Here is a 25,902-nt window from a genome sequence, read left to right as displayed (position 1 = left end):
GATCTCAAGCCTCTTCGCCTTTCGCTTCCTCGCCCTTTGCCTCCTCTTCGCGCTGAACCGGCGCCATGCGGAGTGCGGTGATCTGGTGGCGGCGCTTCTTGAGGATCTCGAAGCGGAAGCCGTGGAACACGAAGGCCTGCCCCACTTGCGGAATCATCCGCGCTTCGTGGATCACGAGCCCCGCAATGGTGTTGGCCTCATCGTCCGGCAAGGTCCAGTCAAAGGCGCGGTTCAGGTCCCGGATGGGCACGCCGCCGTCGACGAGATAGGATCCGTCGGGCTTTGGGCGAACGCCGGTCGCCACCGCGTCGTGCTCATCCTTGATGTCGCCGACGATCTCCTCAATGATGTCTTCGAGCGTCACGAGACCTTGCACCTCGCCATATTCATCCACGACGATGGCGAAGTGGCTCTTGCGTTTCAGAAATGCATTGAGCTGGTCGGGGATGGCGCGCGTGTCCGGCACGAACCAGCTCGGCAGCAGAATATCCTCGATGTCGATCTTCGATGCATCGCCCGCATGCTTCTGCAGGGCCGCAAAGAGGTTCTTGGCATGCAGCACGCCGATGATGTTGTCGGGCGTCTCCTTCCACACCGGAATGCGCGTATGTCCGCTCTTCAGCACCTTGGAGACGATCTCCCTGGGGTCTTCCTCGATGTCGATCATGGTCATCTTGGTGCGGTGAACCATGATGTCGGAGACTTCCAAGTCCTGCATCGCCAGAATGCCGCTCAGCATGTCGCGATCATTCTTGAAGACGGTGCCTTCCTTGGTGTGAAGCTCGATCGTCTCGCGCAGATCCTCGTGCACCGTCTGGCCTTCTTCGCCGCCATTGACGCCGGTGAGGCGCAGGAACCAGCGTGCCAGCGCCTGAAGGCCGGCGGCCGGCGGACCTGTGAGGACGATGAAGCCTTCAACCGCGCGCCCCAGTGATACCGCCACGCGTTCGGCGCGTTTTGCACCATAGAGCGCGGGCAGGATGAACCCGAAGAAGCTGAACAGCAGAACAAGGGCGAAGGCCGCTGCAACGGCCCCGATGGCCTCCACCTGGCCCAGCAGCATGGCCGCCGCATATCCAGCAAGGCCTATGCACAGCATCTGTCCGAGTGACAGGGCGGCTATGGTCCGGTCTTCGCGGTCGAGCAGCCGCAGCACCGTTCCTGCGGCTGCCAATCCGCGCTTCTGCATCTCGCCCAGCCTGTTGCGCGAGACCTCAGCCAGGGCGGCGCGGGCGGCCGAGAGGAAGGCGGAAAGCAGAAGCAGGAAGACAATTCCGCCGCCGGTCAATCCAGTCTCTGGGCTCATCGCTGGCGCAGATCCTCCGTCAGGAAATCGAGCACGTCATGATCCGCCACGTCTTTCGCGATGAAGGCCTCGCCAATGCCATGCGCCAGAATGAAGGTGAGCTTTCCGCCCTGCGCCTTCTTGTCCTGCCGCATGATGTCGAGAAGCGTTGCAGGCGGCGGAAGTTCGCCCGAAATCTGCGAGGCGTGAATGGGAAGGCCCACGCTCTTCAGATGGGATGCAACCCGCTCCGCCGTGCCGGCTGCGCACAGTTTCAGGCGTTCGGAAAAGCGGAAGGCCTGCACCATGCCAATCGAGACGCCTTCGCCGTGAAGAAGCCGCTGCGAATAGCCGGTGGCCGATTCCAGCGCATGGCCGAACGTGTGGCCGAGGTTGAGCAGGGCGCGCACACCCGTTTCCGTTTCGTCTTCGGCCACGATCCGCGCCTTCATCTCACAGGATTTGCGGATGGCGTGAATGCGCGCCTGGGAATCGCCCCGCATGATGGCGGGGGCCATGCCCTCCAGCCATTCGAAAAAGCCAGGGTCGCCCAGCAGTCCGTATTTCGCCACCTCCGCATAGCCGGCGGCAAGCTCGCGGCGTGGGAGTGTTTCGAGAAGCCCAATGTCCGTGATGACGGTAAGCGGCTGATGGAAGGCGCCGATCAGGTTCTTGCCATGGGAAGAGTTGATGCCGGTCTTGCCCCCGACCGAAGAGTCGACTTGAGACAGCAGCGTCGTCGGGATTTGGATGAAATCCACACCCCGCCTGAGGATCGCCGCGGCAAACCCCGCGAGATCGCCGATCACGCCGCCGCCGAAGGCGATGATGCGGTCCCGCCGCTCGATCCCTGCACCCAGCAGCTTGTCGCACAGCTCTGCCAAATGCTTGTAGCTCTTGGTCGCTTCCCCCGGCGGCATGATGATGGCGGTGGAGCGGATGCCCTTTGCCGCAAGCGCGCGCTCCAGCGTGGCGAGATGGGCCTTCGCCACATTCTCATCCGTCACGATCGCCGTGATCGGGCGCTTCAGGAGGGGGGCAACAATGTCTCCGGCGCGGGCCAGCAGCCCTTCCCCGATCTCGATCTCATAGCTCCGGTCGCCCAGGGAAACGGGCACCGTTTCGCGCCGTTCGACTGCGTGTGTCTCACTCATGGCTCTCGTTCTTCTGCTTGTCCCAGCCGTCCCATTGCGCCAGCGCGCGGATCACGTCATTCACCATCTGGCCGTGCTGCACGTCCCGGCTCTCCACTGTCACGTCGGCTAACGCATAAACAGGGTAGCGCTTGTCAATCAGCCCGCGCATCACGGCCTGGGGGTCAGCGGCCTGGAGGAGGGGCCGATCCTGCCGCTTCGCCACCCGCTTCATCAGCACCGGAAGCGAGGCGCGCAACCACACGGAAATGCCATGTTCCGCAATGCGTTGGCGAGTCTCGTCATTCATGAAGGCACCGCCCCCCGTGGCCAGAACCTGCGCGCCATTGCCAATCAGCCGCTGGATCACCCGGCGCTCGCCCTCGCGGAAATAGGCTTCGCCATGGTCGGCAAATATTTCCTTGATGGATTTGCCCGCCGCGGCCTCGATTTCATGATCCGCATCAATGAAGGAGATATTGAGTTTTTCGGCAAGTCTGCGCCCCACGCTGGTCTTGCCAGCGCCCATCAGCCCCACCAGCACGATGGGGCGGTTCCCCAGGCGCTGCCGGACCGTTTCGGCTTCTCTTGCAATCGAACGGCGTGCCATCCACCTTCCTCAACTTGGGCCGGTTCTATCGCGCATGTTCCGGCACCGCAAAGGCTTTCCGAAGCGGGGCTTACCCGCTACACTCCCAATTGTGATGGTGGTCGCATGCCAGATACGGTGAAGTTTGTTCTCGTCTTGGCGTTGCTGGGTGGCGCAATCTATGGCGGCGCCTGGGCGCTGTCGCATTACCCGCCGGAGCAGACCGAAATCGTCAAGGCCCTGCCAAGCGAGAAGCTGCGTGCCAAGTAGCCTTGCCCCCCGGCTGATCGAGCGGTTCCTCGAAATGATGGCGGCGGAACGCGGCGCCTCAGCCAATACGCTCTCAGCCTACCGGCGCGATCTCGAAGCCTATGCGGAAGAGAGCACGTCCCGCGGGTCGGACATCGCCACGGCCGATCCCGGCAACATCCGCGGCCACCTGGCAAGCCTTGAGGCCCTGGGCCTGGCGCGCAGTTCCGCCGCCCGGAAGCTTTCAGCTATCCGCCAGTTCCACCGCTTCCTCCATGGCGACGGTCTGGCGAAGGATAATCCCGCGACTGCCATCGACAGCCCCCGCGCCGCGAGGCCGCTCCCCAAGATGATCTCAAGGCAGGAGGTGGACGCGCTTGCCGATGCAGCCCGGGCCCGGCTGAAATCGGCCAAGGGCCAGAAGCTCCTCAAGGCCCATCGCCTCCATTGCCTCGTCGAGATGCTTTACGCCACGGGCCTCCGCGTCTCGGAACTCGTTTGCCTCACGGTCCAGGCGGCGACCTCCGAGCGGGATTTCATCCTGGTAAAGGGCAAGGGCGGCCGCGAGCGGCTGGTCCCCGTCTCCGCCACGGCACGCGCGGCACTGGAGGATTATCTGGCGGTGCTGAAAACGTCAGCCACAGCAGGCTCGAAATGGCTGTTTCCCTCATCAGGCGCTGAAGGGCATTTAACCCGCCAGCATTTTGCCTTGGAACTCAAGGGCTTGGCAGCCGAAGCGGGGCTGGATGCTGCAAAGCTCTCGCCGCATGTGCTGCGCCATGGTTTCGCCAGCCATCTGCTCGAAGGCGGGGCCGATCTCCGTGCGGTGCAGCAGATGCTGGGCCATGCGGACATATCGACGACACAGATCTATACCCATGTGCAGGCCGAGCGCCTGCGCGTTGTGGTGGAGACCCACCATCCGCTCGCCAAGAAAAGTTGACTTCCTGAGCTTGCGCGGCCAGTTTCCGCGCCGAACCTGACCCGATCCTGAGGCCCAATGCCCACTTATCTGGATTTCGAAGCCCCCTTAGCCGAGCTCGAAGGCAAGATTGCGGAACTCCGCACTCTCGCCAGCGGAGACAAGACCGTCTCGATCGCCGAGGAGGTGAAGGGCCTGGAGAAGAAGGCCGCAAGGCAGCTGCAGGATATTTACGCCAGCCTCGAGCCCTGGCAGAAGGCGCAAGTGGCCCGCCATCCGGAGCGCCCGCACGCGCTGGATTACATTGGCCAGCTCATCACCGAATTCACCCCGCTCGCGGGCGACCGGAAGTTTGCCGAAGATTATGCGGTGGTGGGCGGCCTCGGCCGTTTCGAGGGCCAGCCGGTGATGGTGATCGGCCAGGAAAAGGGCAACGACACCACCTCGCGCCTCAAGCGCAATTTCGGAATGGCGCGGCCGGAAGGCTATCGCAAGGCCGTGCGCCTGATGGAAACCGCGGAACGCTTCGGCATTCCGGTGATTTCCTTCGTTGACACTGCCGGTGCCTACCCAGGAATTGACGCGGAAGAGCGCGGCCAGGCGGAAGCAATTGCCCGCTCCACGGATTGCTGCCTGTCGCTCGGCGTTCCGACCGTTGCCGTGGTCATCGGCGAGGGCGGATCGGGCGGGGCCATTGCCATAGCGACCGCCAATGTCGTTCTGATGCTGGAACATGCGATCTACAGCGTGATCTCGCCCGAAGGGGCGGCCTCCATCCTGTGGCGGGATGCTGCCCGCGCCAAGGATGCGGCAGCCGCCATGAAGATCACCGCGCAGGATCTGAAGAGATTGGGCGTCATCGACGAGATCATCCCGGAACCCAAGGGCGGCGCCCACCGTGCGGCGGGGGAGGCGATCACCGCCACGGGGGACGCGATTTCGCGCGCGCTCAAAGCCTATGACGGCGTGTCGGCTGAGGTTCTGCGCACCCAGCGGCGTGAAAAATTCCTGAACATCGGCCGCAGCCTCTGATCCGGGCGTCCGCCTGCTTCCTGCCGCAAAGTCCCCGTTACATAGGGGGAGATTTGAACAGGGATGGCCATGAATCGCCGAGACTTCACCGCAGGCCTTGCCGGCGCAGCACTGCTTTCCACCACCCGTTTCACTGCGGCTGAGGAGCAGCCGAAGCGCGTCACCGTGTCCCGACGCACCCTTGAGGTCAAGGGCAGGGCTGCCAGTGTTTTCGGTCTGACGGGGCCAGACGGCAAGCCCGGCCTCTCCATGCTGCTGGGCGAGCGCTTCAAGGTCCGCATGCAGAATGACAGTGATGTGGACACCGTCATCCACTGGCATGGCCTCACGCCACCCTATGGCCAAGATGGCATTGCCATGTATGGTCAGAAGCCCGCCGCGCCCGGCCAGTCCCTCGACTATGATTTTGCCAACACCCGGTCCGGCACCCACTGGATGCATTCGCATATGGGCCTCCAGGAACAGCAGATGCTCGCCGCACCACTGATCGTGCGCGAAACCAAGGACCCGCTGTTCGATACGCAAGAGCATGTCGTCATCCTGCATGATTTCACCTTCCGCGATCCGCAAGAGATCCTGGCCTCCCTAACGGGCGGCGGCCATGCGGGCCACATGATGCAGCAGGGCGGCATGGACCATTCGCAGATGGATGGCATGGCCATGTCAGGTGGCATGGCGGGTGCCCCCATGCTCAATGACGTGGTCTATGACGCCTATCTCGCCAATGACCGCACGCTGGACGATCCCGAGGTGGTGAAGGTCGAGAAGGGTGGTGTCTTACGCCTCCGTATCATCAACGCCGCGGCCGCTTCCAACATGTGGATCGATCTGGGCTCGCTTGAAGGTGAACTGATCGCCGTGGACGGCAGCGCCATTTACCCGATGAAGGGCAGCCTGTTTCCCATCGCCATCGCCCAGCGCGCCGATATCCGGCTGACTGTTCCGAAACAGGGCGGCGCCTTCCCCATCCTGTTCCGCCCCGAGGGCCTCACAGCCCGTACCGGCATCGTGCTGGCCTCCGCGGGGGCTTCCGTGCCGAAGCTTTCGGGGGATGGAGATATGACGCCGGCTCTCGATCTCGCACAGGAGCGCCTTTACCGCTCCGTCGCGCGGCTGCCCCAAGAGCCCATCACCCGCACCGAAATGCTGATGCTCACCGGCGGCGAGAACAACTATCGCTGGGGCCTCAATGGCGAGGCCAATCCTTCAAGCCCGCTGTTCACCGTGCGCGAGGGCGAACGCATCGCCGTGATGATGCACAACATGACGGGCATGGCCCATCCGATGCATCTCCACGGCCACTATTTCAAGGTCATGGCCATCAACAACACGGTAATCGACGGCGCCCTGCGGGACGTCGTGCTGGTTCCGCCCATGGAAATGGTGACGATCGTGTTCGACGCGGACAATCCCGGCTCCTGGCCCTTCCACTGCCATCACGCCTATCACATGAACGCCGGCATGATGGGCACGATTTCCTATACGAGCGCCGCCTGATCGCGAACCGTCCCCATCTCACACGCGAACAGGTGATCAGGCGGCAAGCCGTTGCGGTGCCGCTCGATCATCTGTGTAAAGAGCGTCTCGAGGTCGCGCGCATAGCGCTCGCAGTCAAACAATGCGCAGGAGAGCCGGTTGGCCTGAAGCGTCGCGCGGACAGCGGCAAGCGCCGCCCTGTCTTCGGCGAACATCACAGCCATCCGCTCATAGGCTTCACGTGATGGAGCGATCATTTCGGGAATGCCTGCTGCGGCAAGCAGGCTCCCCGCCACCCGGCTGGTGAAGGATTGCCCCATCAGGGTCAGCACCGGAAGTCCGGCCCACAACGCGTCACTTGCGGTGGTGTGGGCATTGTAGGGCAGCGTATCGAGAAACAGATCCGCCGCACGCTGCCTAGCGATATGCTCCGGCGTATCCGCGAGCTTGGCAAACACCAGCCGCTCTCCGCCAACCCCCTGCGCCTCCGCCGCCCGCCGCAGGTTGCCCTCGACTGCGGGCGTATAAGACAAGAGCCAGAGAACCGAATGGGGCACCTGCCGCAAAATGCGCATCCAGCTCTCGAACACCGGCGGCGTGATCTTTAAGCTGTTGTTGAAGCAGCAATAGACGAAGCTCTCATCCGGCAAGCCAAGCTCGGCGCGCGTGAAGCTTTTGGCCGCGATCTCGCGCTGTCCGTCATTTGGTTGATAGCTGTTGGGAAGATAGGCGACCTTCTCGGAATAGAAGGGCCGTGCTTCTTCGGGAATGAGAACCGGGTCCGCCACGATATAGTCAACGCCACTGAGGCCCATAGTGCCGGGATATCCCAGATAATTGACCTGCAATGGCGCAAGCCCGGCCGCAAACAAGCTGGGCCTGCCATGGCGGGTGTAGGCCATGAGATCGACCGCAATGTCGATCTCCTCCGCCCGTGAGAGTGCGATGATTTCACGGTCGCTCATCTCGTCCACATCATGGAAGTCGTCGAAGAACGGCATCACCCGCTTGCGCATCGCGCTGTCCGGCGCTTTCGTAAGTGAAAAGGCGTGAATGCGGAAGCGGCTGCTGTCATGCCGCTCGAACAGTTCCGCCATCAGATACATCATCGCGTGGTCGCGGAAGTCGCCTGAATAATAGCCGATGGCGATGCGGTCATCGCGCAGGGCAAGATTCATGCGGCGTGGCGGAAGTGACCGGTCCAGAATGTCTGCGGCATAGATCTCCGCACAGCGCAGTTGCACGGCGGGTGAATCGAAATGGGAAAGGGCAAGGAATGGATCGACGATTTCCACGCCCGAAGCGATGCGCGGGAGGATCTGCGCGATGTCTTCATCGTAAGAGCGCCAGTCGCCGATCCGCATCTTCTCGCCGAATAGCAAGCCGAATGTGCGGTCATTGCCAGGGTCGAGCTCCCGGGCCTTCTCCAGCGCGGCAATTCCCTCTTCGGACTGGTGCAACTCAGACAAGAGCCGGGCCTTGAGCACATAGGCATCGGTATAGGCTGCATTGAGGGCGATCGCATCATTGGCCGCGACCAGCGCATCGGCGAGGAATCCGATCTCCTTCAGGGCCTGTCCGCGCAGGAAATGAAGTTCCGCCACCGTGCCGTCGCGTTTGATCGCGGCATCGAAACTCCGCGCGGCGGCGGCAAACTCCCGCTTGCGGTAGAATGCAATGGCTGCACCCCGATAGCCTTCAACTCGTTCCGGCGCGGCGGCGATTGCCCGGTCATAAGCGTTGATCGCCTCATCGTAGCGTCTGAGCTGGCGCAGAACGCCGGCCCGGCCCAGCAGCGCATCGTCAAGCCCCGGGTTCGTCGCCAGGGCCGCGTCGTAGCTGGCGAGTGCACCGTCGAGCCGCCCCTCCTGCTCAAGCGCCGCGCCCTGTGCCACAAGTGCAGCCACATGCGTGGGGTCAATCGCCAACGCCTGGTGCAGCGCGGCCATCCCCTCTTCGTTCTTTCCCTGGCGCAGCAAGGCCACGCCGAGGGCCTGGTGGGCATCGGCCGCACGCGGGTTCACGCTAACGGCTCTTTTCAGTGCCGCCGCTGCATCTGCGCCGCGCTCCAGAGCCAGCAATGCCTGGCCCATGCCAAGCAAGGCTTCCCAATACTGGGGCTTCAGTGATGCGGCCCGCTCGAAAGCCACAAGCGCCTCCTCCTGCGCTCCCACGGCAAGCAGTCCGTTTCCGAGATTGTGATGCGCCTCCGCAAAGGCAGGGCGAAGCGCAATCGCCTTGCGGTAGCAGGAAACAGCGTCTCCCGTTCGCCCAAGCCCCTTCAAGGCGATGCCGCGGTTCACCAGCAGGTCCGGATTGCCGGGCTGCAGTTTCAACGCCTGCGCCAGGCTTGTCTCCGCAGGCCCATAATCTTTCAGCCTGAGCAAGATGAGGCCTAGATCCTTATGGGCTTCAATGGCGGCCGGCCGCAGATCAGCCGCCACCTTCAGAAACGGAACGCTCCGCTCCAGCTGACCGGCCTGATAATAGGCAATCCCGAGATAGTAATGTGCCGCAAAATTTCGGGGTTCGGCGCGGACGAGCTGTTCATAAAGCGGAATGGCCGAGGCAAGCTTTCCGGCCGCATGGGCATTCTGCGCCCGATTCAAAAGCCCGGCGGAATTACTCTGCATTCGTGGTCGATCCATGCCTCTTACTCAGCACGATTGACTACACCACTTGGATACATCTGGCAAAACTGGCCCAGGGCGGAACGCAGAGACGCGGCCTTCATCGGAAGCCGGTCAGGAGCCTGAGGGGCCGATGCACGGGCGAACTGCACCGCCATCGGAGGCCCATCGATCGCCGGTACCTATATGCCTGCAGAGCACTTCGCGCCTGCTCACCGGGAAGAATGTCGAAAATCCGGATTTCCAGAGTCTCTCAGAAATTTGACAAGCTCCGGTGATGCATCCCAGCCCGCAGTCGCCGGATAAGGTTTCTCCTGAAGCGGGTCATCGGCCAGAGCCAGCAAATGAGTTCTCACGCTGATGGCATAGTCCCGGTAGGCGGGACCAAAATAAGCGAAGGCATTCCAGTAGCCGGTCACTGCAGCAACTGAAACAATGATGAACCCTGCAGTCTTGTATTTTGAGTAGTTCGATCTGGAGTCGAGGCTTTTATCTGCGATCCAGAGCGTCCCCACGAGAATGGGAAGGGCACACTGAAGATGCCAGTTTCCGAGATAATGTCTCGTGATGCCAATGGCTGCCAGCGAGAACAGTCCATAGGCAATGAGGGAAATGCCATAGGCCAGCCTGGCCAGTTCTCCCGCGCGATACGCTCTGAAAATGAACAGAACGTTCAGCAGGAAAATAGCAAGGCCGAAAGCCGAGCGGGCATTGAAGCTGAAATCCGTCAATCCCACAGGTGAGCTGAGGAGGAGGGAGCCAACTGCAGTTGAAATGAGGAGAGCAAACCAAAACGTCCCGGCAAGGGCTTGGGCAAGGCCAAACGTATAAACAATCGTCAGGATGAGTGCCACAAGAACGATGGCCAGCATCTTCCAGAGCACTGCCTGATATTCCGGCTTCAGCAGAATGATCGGAGTCGCAAGCAGAGCAAACGGGGCCACTGACGAGCATAAGCTTCCGCAAAGGAGTGCAATGGCTCCCGCCGCGATGAACCGGTCCCGGTGACGATGCCCGGCGGAGGCATCCAACAAGGTCAGGCCAACGACTCCGAGAGAGGTTGATAGTCCCAGTGCGAACTGAAAACCCCACATCATTTCCATGTAGCGCGCCGGGCTGAAGACGATGACCGAGGCCGCAAAGAACGCTGCCGCCCTGAGCCCTCTTGAATAAGCGCAAACAAGGATCAGCGCATTTGACGCAAGCGTCAGGAACATGAAAAAGCGGGCGTCGAAGTGAACCAGCGGTGCGAGTGCGAGGTAGATCAGGTTCGGGATGACAAGGAGATGGGTGTAGATGTGCCAGCGCATCTCTCCAATGGCGGATAGTAAGTCGCGCGCGTTTCTGGGGGCCGCATCCATGATCATTGCATTGTATACCACTGACCATTCGTCGGTGAGCGGTGTGGCAATGGCGAATGTCGTGATAAAGAATACCGCGATCGCGAAGGGCAGAGAAGCTGCCATAATAAGCGGTAGGTGTGAGTGTTTCGCGATCATTTTGTCCGTTTCAGCATGCTGTTCCTCTGTCCGCGAGTCCACGGCCTTGCAAGCCCCACATAGGCTCGGTCCAAAGATTATTTGAATGGCAATATGTAGTAACGATAGAGCAAGGCCTGTGACGTGAAGGCGATTGATATAAGGCCACCGACGACAGCGATCGCCCAACCGGCCCTCCACATCGGTGTATCGAAGTCTTTGCGGCCGCCTGAAATCCCATATGCAAAATAGATGGCCGCGATCTCGAAATACCTGCCCTGGACACCCTGTATGATTTTCGCCGGATGTTCCGTCCAGGTGATAAGGAGTGACACGAGCACGATAAGTGGAGATATTACTGAGGCTAGTATCAGCAGATTGCGACTGGTCGAGTCTGTTCCAGCTGATCTAGGCGCGACGGAGAGAATGCTCACTGACAGGAGGTAAAGACTCAGTAACACATACGCTACTGTGGGCAGAGCGGTGTCCATATAACCCAGAATGCCAAGGAAACCAGCCAAGTAGAAGGAGATAGTCTCTTTGTCGCTCAGAGTGGCCCATAACACCTCAGCAAGCAATTGGGGATGCTGGGAGTAGTACTGGAGAATTTCGAAGGGCTGGCTCGGTTGCGCGTTCCGGAGGTCGACCGTGTATCGTGCAGCGGCAATCGTCCAGCTGACGAAGAGCAGAAACGACAAGCCAAAGCCTGCGTAGTCCGTCTTCCGCCCGGAATGGATGCAGGCATACAGAAGCAGAATGAACTGTGGTGTCGCTTGCAGCCTGCTCGTTGTCAGTACAATTGTTGCCGCCGCAAGAGCTGGAAAGATCCATGAGGGCGCAATGCCCTTTTCCGAGACGAGCCGTGAGAATGCCGCAGCAGAGAAGATGGTAAGTCCGGCTGCAATGCCATCAATTCCACTGGTCGCTCCCTGAAAGAGATTCATTGGAATGAAGAGAAGCGACACAATGAGCGGACTGGCTGGATATATCGAGAAGGCGAGACTGATAAGGAGGAATGTGGTGGCCAGTGCAGCCAGTCTCGCGAGACGGATGGACGCAACCACAGGGAGGTCTAGTTTTTCGCCAATGAAAAGGGCTGCAGCCTGGGGGACGTAAATGGCAGGAAAATAGTAGCCCGTTCCCGGGGCCTCGTCATAAGTGCGAATTCCGGTCCATTGCAGACTGTCAACCGCCTTCATTTTCGCGCGTGTGAGGGGATTCAGCGGCGGCATGTTGCGAAATTCCTCCATCAGGGCCAAGAGCCCCGTGTCATTCATTCCGCCACTTGATCTGCTCGTCTCCTGATGAAGAAAGACCATTCCTTTACTGAGAAAGTACGCGCGTGCAATGTGGTCGTCTTCGTCAGGGGATTGAAAGGGCGGGATGATGATAGAGAGAACGATCCACGCGGTCAGTAGTATTGCTGATACAACAGCCGTCTGCTTGTCCATCATGGAAGGTTCCTATAGCTGCATTGTCAGGGCCAAGCCGATATAACAATTCCGGCCATGATGAGGATGCCGCCCAGGACGTACTGTTGATTGAAGCGTTCGTCGAACGCGAGATAGCTGCCGAGAGGCACGAACACAAAGGCGAGCGCCATAATGGGATAGAGGCTACCAAGCTCGGCCCTCTGCAAAATCCAAACCCAGACCGCAGAGGAAACCGCATAAATGAGCAATGCGCCGGCAAGCGGGATCAGCGCATGTGACAGGAAACCTGCGGGCGCCTTTGATGCGTAGTTGGCGCTCAACTTGAAGAGAAGCTGTCCGGCTGATAGCGCGGCCACACAGAAAAGCGCCAGAGCATACTTCATGACCGCTGTTCACTCTTCCCGTGCATGACTGCTTGGCAGACATGGAAGAGGTTTATGTCCATTGACGGAAGGCCAAAAGGCCACCAGTTTTCGAGGGCGGCCGGGAAATAGTGGCGCAGCAATGCGACCAGATTGTTGCAAGGATTTACGTGCTCTCGAGCCATAACGTAATCATACGAGAACCCCATTCGGGTGGCGTTGCGGCGCGGTCCGAAATGACGGCTCATCCGCCAGGCCAGGCCAGGGTCGGTCGGAATCAGAATGGTCATCGTTCCGCCAGGTCGGAGAACACGGCGCCATTCCTTCAGCACCTTGTGCGGTTCGTAGAGATGTTCGAGAACATGGGTGGCGATCAGCCGGTCGAACGATCCATCGGGAAAGTTCAGCGCGTTGGCGCTCTGCACTTCGAACTGCAGTTTCCCGTCGTTGAATCCTGAAAGCTTTTTCTTGGCGACGGTCAGCGCCTCTGGATCTGCATCGGTGATCACGTAGCGATCGAAGCTGTGCCTGACGAATGGTGCGTGTTCGCCGGTGCCCGCACCCACTTCCAGAACGCTGTTGAAATGCGTATTGGGGCCGAATGGCTTTTCGGCGAGCTTGTGGCCCATGCGCATCACGCGGGCCTGCAGGGAGTCTCCGTAGTTCGCCTGGTCGTAAACGGTGGAGAATCGGGACCGGTAGTCCGTCCATTGCGGATCTTCACTCTGCATGGAGATGTGCCCTGGTTCTGTTCGCGCCATAGAACAGTCTCTGACGGTGCAAGATCTTGGTTGGTACAGACCGCACATCATGCCCGATGAATGAGAGGATGAGTTGAACGCCAAGCAGCACCGGCAATGCTGCGAGCATCACGGTGCCGGCAGCCGATGGCTGGCCTGCAGTCGTGGGGCTAACCCAGTGATAGACGCCGTAGGTCATTCCAAAGGCGGTGAGTGCTATGCCGGCAGGCAGCTCGATCGACGCAAGTGACATGTCCCTGAGGTAATAATTGTAGAAGAGCCGCTTGATGAAATTCCGGACATGCTTGACCGAAAATTCTCCCAGCGCCCGGCCGATCTTGAGATTGCTCCTTTCGTTTCCGTAGCGCGCATACATGGGTACATCGACAACGACGGCGCGAAGTGTGTTCAGCCGGAACAGCATGTCGGTTTCGAAGAAGTACCGGCGGCTGATCTTGTCGAATGGCAGCCGCCGGGCCACATCGGCGTGGATCGCGGTATAGCCATTGGTGGGATCATAGATATTCCAGTAGCCCGACGACAGTTTGCACATGAGCGAGAGGACGGCGTTTCCAAACAGCCGGATCCCGGGCATCTGGCGTACTCTCTCGATGTCGAAGAAGCGATTGCCCTTGGCATAATCGGCTTCACCTGCGGCAAGCGGATCGACGAAGTCGAAGATGATGGCAGGATCCATCTGGCCGTCACTGTCGATCTTGACGAGAATCTCCATTCCGTCATCGATGGCGGCTCTGTATCCGGTCATCACTGCCGCGCCCACACCTTGGTTCTGGCTGTGAAACAGCACGGTCACACGTTGATCGGTGCAAATGCTTTGGACATGCGCGCCTGAGTTTTCAGGGCAACAGTCGTCAACGACGTAGATGCGATCGGCTTCCGGGCCGATGTCAGAAATGACATTCAGCACATGGCTGCGGGCCTTGTAGGTCGGGATGATAACCGCGAGCCTGGGATTAGATCGCATTGCACCGGCTCGATTGCTTTCGGCCCGGACGCGTTGGTCGAACAGGAAGACAAATACCCATGGCCAGCCTTTACACGTGGATGCCAGGAAATGCAACTATATCGGGTAATAACCGCCGAAAATCCGGACTGAGTCTGAACGATGATTGGCAACCGGATTGAACGGGGTGGCTAACAGAGACAGGCCATGAAGCAACCGCAGGGGCGGCTCAACTCCCCCGCCTCCGTTCAATCTCCCGAACCAGCTGCATGAAAGCCAGGCAGGCAGGTGACAGGCTGCGCCCGCGCCGCCAGATGAAGCCATAGTTGAGCGTGAGCCAGGGCAGGGAAAGCGGTAATGCCGTTAGGGATGCATCGTCGAGTTCCCCGGCGATCAATTGGCGGGGACCGGCGGAGAGAGCGTCACCGTTCAAGACAACGCTCTTCGCCGCGGAGAATGTTTCAACCCAGATCCGGGGGATGACGCGGTTGGTGGTTTCATCGAGTATGCCAAATGGTTTTGTGAGCTTTGGAAGGCCTTCGAACATCCGGGCAGGCAGGGCAGGGCATGCCCATGGAAACTCGAGTATGTCAGGCACGGTGACCGTGGTCTTGCGCGTGAGCGGGTGCCCGGACCGGCAGAAAATGACGACAGGGCTGATGCGCAAGGGTTCCGTCTCGAGATCAGGCCTGCTCGCAGCTTCCGTGATATCGCCGATCCCGATATCGAACGCCCTGTTCCCAATGTCGTCGGGAACGTCGATCCAGTCCTTGACCATCAGCTTGCAGAGCAGTGACGGGTGCCGGGTCGTCAGGGTGCCGATTGCTTCCTGAACGGACATTTCCGCGGGGTAGAGCCCGCAACTGATGGACAGGCTGCCGGTGTCAAGCCCCTTGGCGAGTTTGAGCTCGCGCAAGAGCTCGGAATAATCGGCAACGATGCTCTCGCTGTGACTGATGAGAATGGCACCGAATGTCGTGGGCGTGGTCGGGGTGGAACGGTCGAAAATCCGCACCCCGAGAATTCTTTCGATATTGCCGATTCCCTTGGAGAGCGCCGGTTGGGACATGCCCAGTTCCTCGGCCGCTCTTCCGAAATGGCCGCTTCTGGCCAGTGTCCTCACCAGCTGTAAGTGCCGGATTGTAAGCATGAAAGCCGCCCTCGTTATCGCCCGATAACTCATAGTTATTGGACCAGGCAAAATCCATATCCTAGAATATTCAATTGAAGGTCGTGACCGCCAATGGAGGTATGAGATGAAGCCGGCGAATATCTCAGCTGTGAAAGCAGCGCTCTTGACGGGGCTATTGGTGGCGCTCCCTTGTTGCATGGCCGGTGCGGTGGAGGCGCAGGAGGCCAAGAAGCCGAACATCCTGTTCATCATGGGGGATGACATCGGGTGGATGCAGACCAGCTATTATCATCGCGGCCTGATGGTCGGTGAAACGCCGAACATCGACAGGATCGGCCAGGAAGGATTGGCCTTCACCGATTACTATGCCGAAGCAAGCTGCACCTCGGGCCGCAACGCCTTTTTCACCGGCATGACGCCGCTGCGCACCGGCATGACGGTGCCCCAGCTGCCCGGCAGCCCCTCCTGGCTGCGCAAGGGCACCCCCGCGCTTGCCAAATTCCTTCTTGACCTCGGCTACAACACCGGTGAATTCGGCAAGAACCACCTTGGAGACCATACGGAGGCGCTGCCCACGGCGCACGGCTTCCAGGAATTCTGGGGCTATCTCTATCACCTTGACGCCATGCAGCAGGTGAGCTTCCCCGACATCAACGCCAGCCCCACCAGCCAGACCGTGGCGCCGCCCTGCATGAACACGCCGATCCCCGGCGTGCCTGATGTGCCTGGTGCCGTCGATCCGCGCACCTCAACATGCCTGACGCCGCCGCGCCCGATGCTCTCCTGCGCCTCGTCCGATGGCACGGAGGAAAAGCAGAGCTGCAAGGATGAAGGCCCGCTTACACTCGAGAGATCCAAGACCATCGACGAGGAAATCTCGGCCAAGGTCATCGATTATCTGGACCGCAACGACCCGAAGAAGACCAACAAGCCCTTCTTCGTTTGGTACAATCCCGCCCGCATGCATGTCACGACCGTCCTGCCGGAGAAATACATGGCAATGGTTGGCGAGCCGGGCGGCAAGGACTGGGGCGTCAATGAAGCCGGCATGAAGCAGCTGGACGACAACGTCGGCTATGTTCTCAAGAAGCTGGAGGACATGGGCCAGCTCGACAACACCATCGTCGTGTTCACGACTGACAATGGAGCCGAGGCCATTTCATTCCCCGATGGTGGCGTAACACCCTTCAAGGGCCAGAAGGGCGAAGCCTGGGAAGGCGGCTTCCGCGCCCCGATGATGATCCGCTGGCCGGGTCACGTGCCTGCCGGGAAATGGTCGAAGGAAATCTTCTCCTCTCTCGATTGGCTGCCGACGCTGGTGGAGATTGCCGGCGGCCCCAAGGCAAACGAGCTGCGGGCGGAGATCGAGAAGGGTGCCTATTCGGGCATTGTAAAAACCCATCTGGACGGCGTGAACGAAGCCGATTTCCTGCAGGGCAAGACGGAGAAGTCGGCGAGGGACACCTTCTTCTATTACTCTGGCACCACGCCCTCTGCGGTGCGCTACAAGAACTGGAAGATGTATTACAACATGGCGAAGGAAGGGGCAGATGGCTGGCTCCTGCCATTGACCGCATATCACTTCACGCTGGTCAACAACATCAAGCGCGACCCCTTCGAACAGGCGATCGGCTCTTCCGTCAAAACCGCTGCTTGGGCGCAGGGTGCCCTCGCAGCACCCATGACGGCCTATATCTACGACTGGAACCTGCTGCCGATCGGCCAGCTCCTGTGGACCAAGGAGCTCTTCTCCTACAAGGATTTCCCGCCGCTGCAGGCCGCTGCAACTTACAATCTCGATGGCATTCTCAAGCAGGTCCAGATGGAGAATCACCCCGGCGATTGAGGGCCAGCCACCAGCAAAGAGGGGAAGGACATCACCTGCAAGATGAGGTGATGTTCACCGCACGCGGGCCAGCAAACCGGAGCCGGTCACCCCGGCAACAGCACCTAAGCGAACGCCCCGTGGCAGTGCTTGTACTAGCAGCAATTCAACAATACTTGAAATTTATCAAATGGTTACACAGCTGAATTCCGCTGTGTAAAGGGTTTGCACAGGCGTGTGTGGAATGGCCCTCGCACTACGATAGAAATATTTTTGTATGCACTTTCATACCAGCATGTCAGGCGTTGCCGTTGCCACCGTCGTTGCCGCCGCCGTTTCCATCGTTGCCGTTGCCACCGTTGCCGTTGCCACCGTTGCCGTTTCCACCGTTGCCGTTGCCGCCGTCGCCGCTGTTGTCGTTGCCGCTTCCGTTGGATAGGCCGTTGCTGCTGCCGTTGCTGCTGCCGTTGCCGTTGCCGTTGGAGCTGCCGTTGGAACTCCCGTTGGCGCTGCCGTTGGAACTCCCGTTGGAACTCCCGTTGGCGCTCCCGTTGGCGCTGCCGTTGGTGCTGCTGTTACCGCCAGGGTTGGCGCTGCTACCACCCCCACCGCCGCCGTCCCGGCAATTAATCATAGCGGCGTCGCATCGGGGAAGCATAAGTCCTACGGCCCATGTCTGACCGGACACGAAATGATTGCCGGCAAATGTGCCCGCCACGATCACCGAAGCGACAATAAATGGTTTAAGTACAGACATATAGATGAACTCTTATCAATGACGTTAGGTGAACCCTATCGTCTGCAACACCGCATTACAAGGGCCGATACTGCTAACCAAGACAGTCCCACGTAAGAATCCGCCGCAGATTTTCTTCGTAGGGCTGATAATCCGGCATTGTTCTCTCTTCATGCAAATCGATGGTGAGATGCAAGAGCGTGCCTTGGCGAGCGTGGAACCAATTATAGCTACGGCAGTAATACCGCGCCAAATTCTCCAATTGCCTGCTATTGCCATTTTCCACGATACGAGAAAGGTATTTCCGCCATCGATAGTCGCCAACCCATTGGCTCAAAATTGGCGGCCTAGTGATAGAAGGTTCTCCCTCGGCGTTGTTCCAGAGATCGACAGCCTTGCCATCAGCAAGTTCGCCGCGAATCGTTAGCCATCCATCTACCCGCAAGGGATAGGGTGCAAAGAGGTTCCAGGTTTGATCTATTTTCAGACCAATCAGGGTATTCTGCACCAAGGGTGGCAGCTTGAACTTAACAACGTTAAGCGTAGAGATATGGTGCAAGACGAGAAAGATCAGCAGCACACCGACAGCTACAGATTCGAAGAAATGCATGTCGAATCGCTGCCTGCGGTAGCAGAGGAAGCGAGCCGACAACCGCCCGAGCAGGTCTCCGCGGTGACGGCCTATCCAGCTATAGGCGCGATCTCCCACACGGGCTAACGGGGGCCATTCGAATACTCTCCCTAGCGGATAGAAGAGCGGTGACTTGCGTAGTACGAACGATACCGCTTTCCAATTGGTCCAAATACCTCCATCTGCATCTGTAACGACCCAACTGTTCAGCGCTTCAAAGATTGGGCGTATGCTGGCGCTCTGCTGTGCCGGTAGAATTGGCGTTTGCGGTGAAAGACAAAAGCTGCGGAAGATGCGCGCGACCTTCAGGCAGAATCCGCAGTTTTCATCGTAATATATCTTAATTGCATTCTGCGACGTGGCGCGGCCTCCACGACCAAACCAGTCCCACACGGCAGCTTGAGTAAGCAGGGTAAGCGAAGTCAGTGACACGAACGGGAAAATGCCCAGCTCGAGAAGGAAGATAAACCCTAAATGCAGGCTCGCCATTAGAAGCTGTGCGGCAAGCCTAAGCGGCACGAACCAGAAAAGCGACAGCGCCATCAAGGGTGCCAGGAGTTCGACAAACCAAACATAGTAGGTGAGCAGGTGCAGGACCGCCCCGTACTCCCGGACAATATGCGCTAAAGGCGTGGCGAAGGTGTCGATTTGAAGCGCAAAATACACGGCAGTGCCGTTGGGTATCCATTCCGCACCGTTCTTGAGTAGGGCGCCGAAGAAATACACAAACAGCACCTGACAGGTGATTGCGACCGTGGCTACGGAAAAGTAGTCGTTCTCCGGCTGTGGTTGGTCGTCGGGCCGCAAGGCTTCGTCGAATGAAAATCGTGCCCCAAGCGGCAGGAACATGCTCCAGAACGTCAACGATGTGACGAGACTGTCGGCACCGGTGGTGACAATCAGATTTCGATTGCAAATCGAAAGTAAAAAGACCCATGAAAGGAAGGTCATCAGCCTTGTGCGGTACCCTACCACGACCAACGCTGCGAAGATGCCAGCCAAACAGAACAGCACGATTACAAAGATTGGTGACCCGCCAATATAGTAGAGAGACATACTAATCGGGTTGTTAAATGCAATCGCTTCTTGCCGAGTGAGTACGCCTTGGTCTGTGTAGAAGGCGACGAGCCAGCGCGAGCGCTGGATGAGATCAGCGATAATCACCAAACCGAGGCAAACGCGAAACAACGCAAGCGTGCGAAGATCGATTGAAAACGCTCTACGAATGCGGCCGCCAATACTTAAGCACGACATCTTATTTCCCCCGCCCGACTCTGTTCTTCTTGATACGACGCTTAGGTGACTAGCGTCTTTTGAAATAGGGTAGCCGAGTGACTACCACTACCTATTAACTCGGTTTTAGCTGCATCCTCTCAAGGTTCCCTGCCATGAAACTGGAGTTATTTTGGCAACCGCCGTAGCATTTGCTGGTGTAGAAAGCTATCTCTCAAGCGTGTGGGCTTTATCGAGATCATCCCGAGGCAGAAATGAAGATCAAGAATGTTCGCATTAAGGAATTTCGGCGCTTTCACGACCTTCAAATAAGCACTCTCCCACCGGCAAAGTTAATTGTCATCGCAGGCCCCAATGGTTCGGGGAAATCATCCTTATTCGACGCATTTTCAGTTTGGCAGCAGGCCCACCACTCGAGTCTGAGCTGGGACGCGGCGTACTACAGGCGAGATCTAACGGAGGGTGGTTGGAATGAGCAGGTGAAGATTGACTTCTACAGTCCGTCTGCTGGAAAAAAATCTTTCTACCTTCGCTCCGCGTATCGGAATGACCCTGAGTTTAGCTTGACATCGCTTAATAAGCTATCTGAACCCACTGAACATCTTCGGGTAAGAAGGATGATCGATCAGGACGGAGCTGTCTCTGATAACTTTCACCGACTTGCTTCAAATGCCCTTCAGGACGCATTTGAGCGCCATGATGAAAAAACAACCCTGAAGGAGTTTAGGAAGGCTGCAGTGGGCGACGTGGGAGCTGCAGTCAAGCGTCTCTTTCCAGATCTTGACCTGAGTACGCTCGGGAATCCGCTTGTAGACGGCACATTTCGGTTCACAAAAGGTCTGGCCAAGGGTTTCAGCTATAAGAATCTGTCGGGTGGAGAAAAGGCTGCCTTCGACTTGATGTTGGACATGGTGGTCAAAGCCAGAACGTATGACGACACTGTGTATGCGATTGATGAGCCTGAATTGCATATGAACACCCGTCTGCAGGGCGCCCTATTGGCGGAGCTATATAAGCTCATTCCCGTTGCGTGCCAGTTGTGGATTGCTACCCACTCTATCGGGATGATGAGAAAAGCGCGGGAACTATACGAGGAGTATCCCGGCGATGTGATTTTTTTAGATTTTGACGGAAGAGATTTTGATAAACCGGTCGTCATCACGCCATCAGTTCCTAATCGTGCTTTTTGGGAGCGGATATTGCGTGTGGCACTTGATGATTTGGCAGAATTAATCGCTCCCAAACAGCTCTTTATATGTGAAGGCGATCCCAAATCGCTTTCGGCGGCCGGAAAGAACGAAGAACACGATGCTCGGTGTTACGGCGCAATTTTCGAAGGAGAATTTCCGGATACAAAATTTATATCGGGAGGTAATTCCAAAGACGTCTCGAAGGATCGCATGCAGTTCGCCGCGGCCTTTCCGAATGTCGTGCAGGGCCTTGTTGTTCATCGCCTAATCGACCGCGATGATCATTCAGATGCTGACGTCGCTGAGTTTGAGAAGCGCGGAATACGAGTTCTGGGCCGCCGTCATATAGAATCCTTTCTTTATGACGACGAAGTCCTCGCGGCACTGTGCGCGCAAGAGGGTCAGCCGAAGGCTATCAAACAAGTCATTGCTGCGAAGAAAGCGGCAATTGCTGCGAGTGTGTCTCGCGGAAATCCCGCAGATGACGTAAAGTCGGCAGCAGGAGAGATTTACACATGTCTGCGGAGAAAGCTCAAGATAACCCAACGTGGGAATGATCCAGCGTCGTTCGCAAGAGCAGTCCTCGTTCCGCTCATTAAGCCAGGCATGGCGGTTTACAACGAGCTACGGGACTCAATCTTTCGCCCTTAGGCTCTGGAAGAGTTCGTCATAGCTGCGCGACCACGACCCCCGATAGCACCCTTGTTCCAAGGCATTGTTCGCATGGAGGCGTGCTTTATCGCTGCGTTTTCCGCGACCATCGAGCCATATTGCTGATGAGCCTCCCGCAGATTCAGGTTCTTTACCTCCGGCTAGAAGCGCCACACGACGCCCGCCATCAGCCGCACTTTCAGGATAACAAAATACACATTCTATTATCCAGACCGCTAAGCCATTGATCTCTGGAGTATCTCTAAGCCTTTCTTTCCGGTCGTCCAGTTATGGATCAGGAAATACACTGCTAGCTGCAAAACGTTATCCAGAGGAGCTAGCACATGAGACAGGCACAGGTGTTAGGGGACAAAGAGGTTAAGCGGGTATTGGGAGCTATTTCGAAGCGGAGTTACTGTACCCGTGATCGGGCCATGTTCATGCTCAGTCTTTTGGCAGGTATGCGGGTAGGGGAAATAGCAGCACTGAGGGTATCCGACGTCTACGAGAGCGTTGGAATGGTGAAGGATCAAATTCGCCTCTCTAAAGAGCAGACAAAAGGCGGGGAGGCGAGGACGGTGTTATTGAATGCTCAGGTGCAGGCGGAACTCACGACGTACAGCTTCAGTCTCCCTCGCAAGGGGCAGGAGCCGTTGTTCGTGAGCAAGTGGGGCAAGCAAATGTCGCCCAACAGCCTCGTCCAAGTGTTCGGCCGTTTCTACAAGCAGGCTGGATTGAGCAACGCGTCCAGTCATAGCGGCCGCCGCAGCTTCATCACCCAATTGGCTCACAAGGGGGTGAATGTCAGGGTGTTGGCGGCATTAGCAGGTCATAAGAACATCAGTACTACACAGCGGTACATTGAGCTGAACGAGAATGTTCTGCGAACTGCGGTTGAGTTAATGTGAAAACATCAGCGTTGCAACAACATTGATGCCGCGACACAATCCCGTCATTGTTGGCCACAAGCGCTGACAGCACTCGAACAGCACGGACAGGTCCCCCAGCCCCGATACTTCCTGGTTGCGATGCTTCTGCAAATGCTTAACTTAAGTAGTTACAACCCAAGTTCAACCTATGGTGGTAAATGGACAGTGTTGCAGAAGACTTAAGCAGCGCTCTTACAAGATTGGTAGAGGAAGCAAGTGCCGTAAGTACACAGATAAAGATCACGTCTGCAGCGGAAAGGCAATTTTATGCAAAATCTTACCTGTGGTGGCGGCAGGCACAGACCGCACCCAAATATCTCGAGACAGTGTACGCGGCCAAGGGCATCAGTTTCAACGCGACTCAAAACCGCATAAACTGGAGACCGTTGCTCAAGCTGGTCACTGACGGCAGGATAACAAAGACAGACCTCGACATCTGGTCGAGGGCCTTTGCAGCAATTCACGACGATTTCGAAAGCGACCCGGAGCACTATGCTCACGATCCCGTGGGCAAAATCGACTACTACATTGATAGTAAGGGTGGCAAGACGGGTGTTGCGGGGTACCACGACAAGGCGGACGATCTTGATGATGATGACGCGGACGAATCCGCCGAAATCTATTCTCTTGTTTATGAGCTTGACGACGACGAACTCAAGCCTGTGTTCGAGAAACTGGCAAAGGTCTACTATGGAAGTGCGCCTTCTTTGGCAGCGCAGACAGCTTCAACAGCGCACTTTACCGAACACGGTTTTGGATTAGCCCTCATCCGAAGCGGCAAACCTGGCTTCGAATATTTAAGCACCATCAATATGGTCGATCTTGTCGACACTGTTCTGGTAGATAGTTACAGAAGTGACTTCGTTGCAGCACCGACAGGGCTTCGTCCAATCCTTGAGACACTTCACATACTGAATATTCCGCGAGTGTTGTCCAGGAGTATTGATAAGTTCGCCGAATTCACCAAAATCCAGGGCGAGGGTCTTTCGAAAACGACAGTGAGGGCTAACAAGCAACTTATATACCGGCCCAACTCGAAAGACTTCCTGTTGAGCCGCGCTCACCTGCTGGCGGCCGCTTGCGTGGTAGCGAGGCCAAAGAAGGATTTGTTCACGGAAGCCAAAAGTGACTTGCTGCTCTCTCCCTACCTCCGCCAGAGTATCGAGGTGCGTCTTTTACATCAGCGCACCTTCAATCTATTTGCGCCCTGTGAAGGTGACAAATACACATGTAACGACATGGGAGGCGTGGAGGACTTTTCCTTAGCAGTGGCTCCAAAGCAGGAACTCCTCGACCATCTCCAAGGCGCTGGACTAGATCAGAAAGCAATTGACCGAATATCGAATCTCAACCACGACACCATACGCTTCCACCCACTACCAGCGGATCACGCGCTGAGGACAATGGCAGAGCCCAACGTGAGTGGCTTTGTTCCCACGTGGACAGCTACCGTTGACATCGCCTGGTTAAGTGTTGCGGTTTCCTCATTTTTTGATCATTGGATTGTCGAATACGGGGTGAAATCCAATCGACAGATGAACAGAACCATGTCGATTGGTCTAGACAGCCATGGCGTCTTGATCGGATACGAGTTCAACTCTGATCTCGGCTTCGACAGCTCGAAGGAACTCCCCTTTTTGACTGCGGTCGCTCAAGGGACGGCAAATCTAGTCGTGAAATCATCGGACTTCGCCTTTATGCTTCGGCAAGTCTCTGACTTGCCGATCTCCGGGCAGATAAACATAGCGGCTAGCGAAGACGTTTTTTCACTGAATTTCGAAACAGAGGCATGCAGTTACACTGTCTACATTCCAGCCTCGGACGACAGCGGCACAAGAAAGAGATCAGGGCTTAGAGTCTACAACGTTGTCCGTCGAGCCGCAGCTGCCAAAGATAAGTCGCCCTCAGAGCCGGAACATACACTTTTAGAGGAGAATCACTGGGAAGATTGATGTGACAGACAACTTCGTTCTCACTGTGCCGCACAGGCATGCGATCTACTTGCCAGCAGTGAATTCCTCTTACGCCAAAGTCGGAAGGCACAGAGTAACCCCTGAAAGACAATTGCCTGGTGGGTTAACAGTTTCCGACTTTGAGTTCTGGACTGGGAACAGCAAACTCTGGAATCACAAGTTTATTCTGCACTCCATTGGCAACTACAGCGTCGGTGCAGATACACGCGGGCCACTATTCTCACGACCGAGCGGTGCATTCACCATTGTCGGTGACAGTGGCGGCTACCAATTGGGTAAAAATCGGTTCAAGGGCTTCGGGGGATTAACTAGCGGAATGAGTTCCCAGTCTGCTGTCAACGTGTGGAACAGTCGTTATGACGAGAAGCGGTGGATCATAAATTGGCTAGAGCACTATTGCGACTATGCCATGACTATCGACATGCCCCTGTGGGCGACTCAGTCGCGTGGTTCAGAGTCCCCCTTTCATCGATGTAGTGAGGTCGAGCTACTAGCGCTGACAAACGACAATTTGCAGCTCATCCAACAACTCACAAACGGCAAGACAAAATGGCTGAATGTCGTTCAGGCAACAAACCTGGAAGACGGACTTCGGTGGTGGAATGGAATTAAATGGTTCCGGCACGGCGGTTGGAGCTTAGGGGGTGCTGCAGGCTGGCGAGGGGGGCTTTACATCATGCTCAACATACTCCTGACCATGAGAGATGATCATGCCTTTGAAGCCGGCCAAGACTGGCTTCACGTCCTTGGGGTCTCACAGACGAAGTGGGATATCTTTCTGACAGCAATACAGAATGGGCTGCGCTGCACAAATCCTTCATTGCAAGTCAGCTGTGACAGCGCCACCGCGTTCGACCTGGGCGGACGGTTTGACAAATATGCCTTGTCACCTACTCTTGGGGAGGATGAGAGCGACTGGAGTATCAGCTTTGGGCAAATTGAACACCGACAGAGCTACGCTGATAGCAATTCACCGCTCGACTTTCCGGCGAGCTCACCTCTAGGTGATGTTCTCAAGATGCACCATTTGGTAGTCAAGACAGAGGAGATCTCTGGCCGACGATTTGACACGTTGTCCAATTTAATGCTGATTAATCACAATGTATGGACATATCTTGATGCAAGCAGACGCGCCAACTCTGCCGCATTTGCCAGTGTTCCGAGGAAGATACCCCAGGCCTACGCTAGAACCATAGACATCATTGGCGACGCATTTTCTCGTGAATCGTGGTCGGACTTTCTGTTGAAAGAACGGCCTGCGCTCGACGCTGTCGCTCGACATCAATCATGAGCGATCGTCAACATACAT

Annotated in this window: 21 protein-coding genes; 9 read left to right on the top strand and 12 right to left on the bottom strand. The window is 57.4% G+C overall.

Going from position 1 to position 25,902, the window contains the following annotated elements; translation table 11 throughout:
• Positions 1-4 precede the first annotated feature (4 nt).
• Genes ACO06F_RS08180 through ACO06F_RS08170 form a run of 3 tightly spaced genes read right to left on the bottom strand, consistent with a single transcriptional unit; the run spans position 5 to position 3,028 of the window.
• Positions 5-1,306: an HlyC/CorC family transporter gene (locus tag ACO06F_RS08180; RefSeq protein ID WP_421696197.1), complete on the bottom strand. Its 1,302-nt coding sequence runs from the start codon at positions 1,304-1,306 to the stop codon at positions 5-7.
• Positions 1,303-2,439: a 3-dehydroquinate synthase gene (aroB, locus tag ACO06F_RS08175; RefSeq protein ID WP_421696196.1), complete on the bottom strand. Its 1,137-nt coding sequence runs from the start codon at positions 2,437-2,439 to the stop codon at positions 1,303-1,305. The genes ACO06F_RS08180 and aroB overlap by 4 nt, the downstream gene beginning before the upstream one ends.
• Entirely contained in the window at positions 2,432-3,028 is a 597-nt protein-coding gene (locus tag ACO06F_RS08170) for a shikimate kinase (RefSeq protein WP_421696195.1), read from the bottom strand. Before ACO06F_RS08170 ends, aroB begins: the two co-directional genes overlap by 8 nt.
• A 105-nt stretch (positions 3,029-3,133) precedes the next feature.
• Between ACO06F_RS08170 and ACO06F_RS08165 the strand changes: the two genes are divergently transcribed.
• The 4 genes from ACO06F_RS08165 to ACO06F_RS08150 all read left to right on the top strand — a co-directional run bounded on the left by ACO06F_RS08165 (position 3,134) and on the right by ACO06F_RS08150 (position 6,707).
• The gene (locus tag ACO06F_RS08165; protein WP_421696194.1) at positions 3,134-3,277 is read left to right on the top strand and encodes a histidine kinase; all 144 of its coding nucleotides are present in this window, start codon (positions 3,134-3,136) and stop codon (positions 3,275-3,277) included.
• On the top strand, positions 3,267-4,199 hold the full coding sequence (locus ACO06F_RS08160; RefSeq protein ID WP_421696193.1) for a site-specific tyrosine recombinase XerD: 933 nt from the start codon (positions 3,267-3,269) through the stop codon (positions 4,197-4,199). The genes ACO06F_RS08165 and ACO06F_RS08160 overlap by 11 nt, the downstream gene beginning before the upstream one ends.
• A gap of 57 nt (positions 4,200-4,256) precedes the next feature.
• Positions 4,257-5,210 (top strand): acetyl-CoA carboxylase carboxyltransferase subunit alpha, encoded by a 954-nt coding sequence (locus tag ACO06F_RS08155; RefSeq protein WP_421696192.1) that lies wholly within the window; start codon positions 4,257-4,259, stop codon positions 5,208-5,210.
• 69 nt (positions 5,211-5,279) lie between these two features.
• A complete protein-coding gene (locus tag ACO06F_RS08150; protein WP_421696191.1) occupies positions 5,280-6,707 on the top strand; it encodes a multicopper oxidase family protein in 1,428 nt (475 codons plus the stop codon).
• Here the strand turns inward: ACO06F_RS08150 and ACO06F_RS08145 are convergent.
• The 7 genes from ACO06F_RS08145 to ACO06F_RS08115 form a co-directional block, all read right to left on the bottom strand.
• The gene (locus ACO06F_RS08145) at positions 6,689-9,319 is read right to left on the bottom strand and encodes a tetratricopeptide repeat protein (RefSeq protein WP_421696190.1); all 2,631 of its coding nucleotides are present in this window, start codon (positions 9,317-9,319) and stop codon (positions 6,689-6,691) included. The two genes, ACO06F_RS08150 and ACO06F_RS08145, sit on opposite strands and share 19 nt — an antisense overlap.
• Before the next feature lie 209 nt (positions 9,320-9,528).
• Positions 9,529-10,815: a hypothetical protein gene (locus tag ACO06F_RS08140; protein WP_421696189.1), complete on the bottom strand. Its 1,287-nt coding sequence runs from the start codon at positions 10,813-10,815 to the stop codon at positions 9,529-9,531.
• 77 nt (positions 10,816-10,892) lie between these two features.
• The gene (locus ACO06F_RS08135) at positions 10,893-12,248 is read right to left on the bottom strand and encodes a DUF2142 domain-containing protein (RefSeq protein ID WP_421696188.1); all 1,356 of its coding nucleotides are present in this window, start codon (positions 12,246-12,248) and stop codon (positions 10,893-10,895) included.
• 23 nt (positions 12,249-12,271) lie between these two features.
• On the bottom strand, positions 12,272-12,610 hold the full coding sequence (locus tag ACO06F_RS08130) for a hypothetical protein (protein ID WP_421696187.1): 339 nt from the start codon (positions 12,608-12,610) through the stop codon (positions 12,272-12,274).
• The gene (locus tag ACO06F_RS08125; protein ID WP_421696186.1) at positions 12,607-13,320 is read right to left on the bottom strand and encodes a class I SAM-dependent methyltransferase; all 714 of its coding nucleotides are present in this window, start codon (positions 13,318-13,320) and stop codon (positions 12,607-12,609) included. Before ACO06F_RS08125 ends, ACO06F_RS08130 begins: the two co-directional genes overlap by 4 nt.
• Positions 13,310-14,314, bottom strand: a complete 1,005-nt coding sequence (locus tag ACO06F_RS08120) for a glycosyltransferase family 2 protein (RefSeq protein ID WP_421696185.1) — start codon at positions 14,312-14,314, stop codon at positions 13,310-13,312. The genes ACO06F_RS08125 and ACO06F_RS08120 overlap by 11 nt, the downstream gene beginning before the upstream one ends.
• Positions 14,315-14,522: 208 nt before the next feature.
• On the bottom strand, positions 14,523-15,443 hold the full coding sequence (locus ACO06F_RS08115; protein WP_421696184.1) for a LysR family transcriptional regulator: 921 nt from the start codon (positions 15,441-15,443) through the stop codon (positions 14,523-14,525).
• A gap of 178 nt (positions 15,444-15,621) precedes the next feature.
• Here ACO06F_RS08115 and ACO06F_RS08110 point away from each other — a divergent pair, with 178 nt between their 5' ends.
• Positions 15,622-17,271 carry an arylsulfatase gene (locus tag ACO06F_RS08110; protein WP_421696646.1) on the top strand — a complete coding sequence of 550 codons (1,650 nt, stop codon included), beginning with the start codon at positions 15,622-15,624 and terminating at the stop codon, positions 17,269-17,271.
• 277 nt (positions 17,272-17,548) lie between these two features.
• Here the strand turns inward: ACO06F_RS08110 and ACO06F_RS08105 are convergent, their stop codons facing one another.
• Together ACO06F_RS08105 and ACO06F_RS08100 are read right to left on the bottom strand one after the other, a co-directional pair.
• Positions 17,549-18,007: a hypothetical protein gene (locus ACO06F_RS08105; RefSeq protein WP_421696183.1), complete on the bottom strand. Its 459-nt coding sequence runs from the start codon at positions 18,005-18,007 to the stop codon at positions 17,549-17,551.
• 73 nt (positions 18,008-18,080) lie between these two features.
• Positions 18,081-19,781: a DCC1-like thiol-disulfide oxidoreductase family protein gene (locus ACO06F_RS08100; protein WP_421696182.1), complete on the bottom strand. Its 1,701-nt coding sequence runs from the start codon at positions 19,779-19,781 to the stop codon at positions 18,081-18,083.
• A 323-nt stretch (positions 19,782-20,104) separates the two neighbouring features.
• On the opposite strand from ACO06F_RS08100, the gene ACO06F_RS08095 reads away from it, so the two are divergent.
• The 4 genes from ACO06F_RS08095 to ACO06F_RS08080 all read left to right on the top strand — a co-directional run bounded on the left by ACO06F_RS08095 (position 20,105) and on the right by ACO06F_RS08080 (position 25,884).
• Positions 20,105-21,691, top strand: coding sequence for an AAA family ATPase (locus tag ACO06F_RS08095; RefSeq protein ID WP_421696181.1), 1,587 nt, complete (start codon positions 20,105-20,107; stop codon positions 21,689-21,691).
• Between the two features lie 344 nt (positions 21,692-22,035).
• Positions 22,036-22,599, top strand: a complete 564-nt coding sequence (locus ACO06F_RS08090; protein ID WP_421696180.1) for a tyrosine-type recombinase/integrase — start codon at positions 22,036-22,038, stop codon at positions 22,597-22,599.
• Between the two features lie 179 nt (positions 22,600-22,778).
• Complete coding sequence (locus ACO06F_RS08085; protein ID WP_421696179.1) at positions 22,779-24,572, top strand: hypothetical protein; 1,794 nt, start codon at positions 22,779-22,781, stop codon at positions 24,570-24,572.
• A 1-nt stretch (position 24,573) separates the two neighbouring features.
• The gene (locus tag ACO06F_RS08080) at positions 24,574-25,884 is read left to right on the top strand and encodes a hypothetical protein (RefSeq protein ID WP_421696178.1); all 1,311 of its coding nucleotides are present in this window, start codon (positions 24,574-24,576) and stop codon (positions 25,882-25,884) included.
• The last annotated feature ends 18 nt before the right edge of the window (positions 25,885-25,902 follow it).

The organism is Aestuariivirga sp. (genome assembly GCF_965227715.1).
In the GTDB taxonomy this organism is placed as follows: Bacteria; Pseudomonadota; Alphaproteobacteria; order Rhizobiales; family Aestuariivirgaceae; genus Aestuariivirga.
This window is presented reverse-complemented; position numbering and strand designations above follow the sequence as displayed.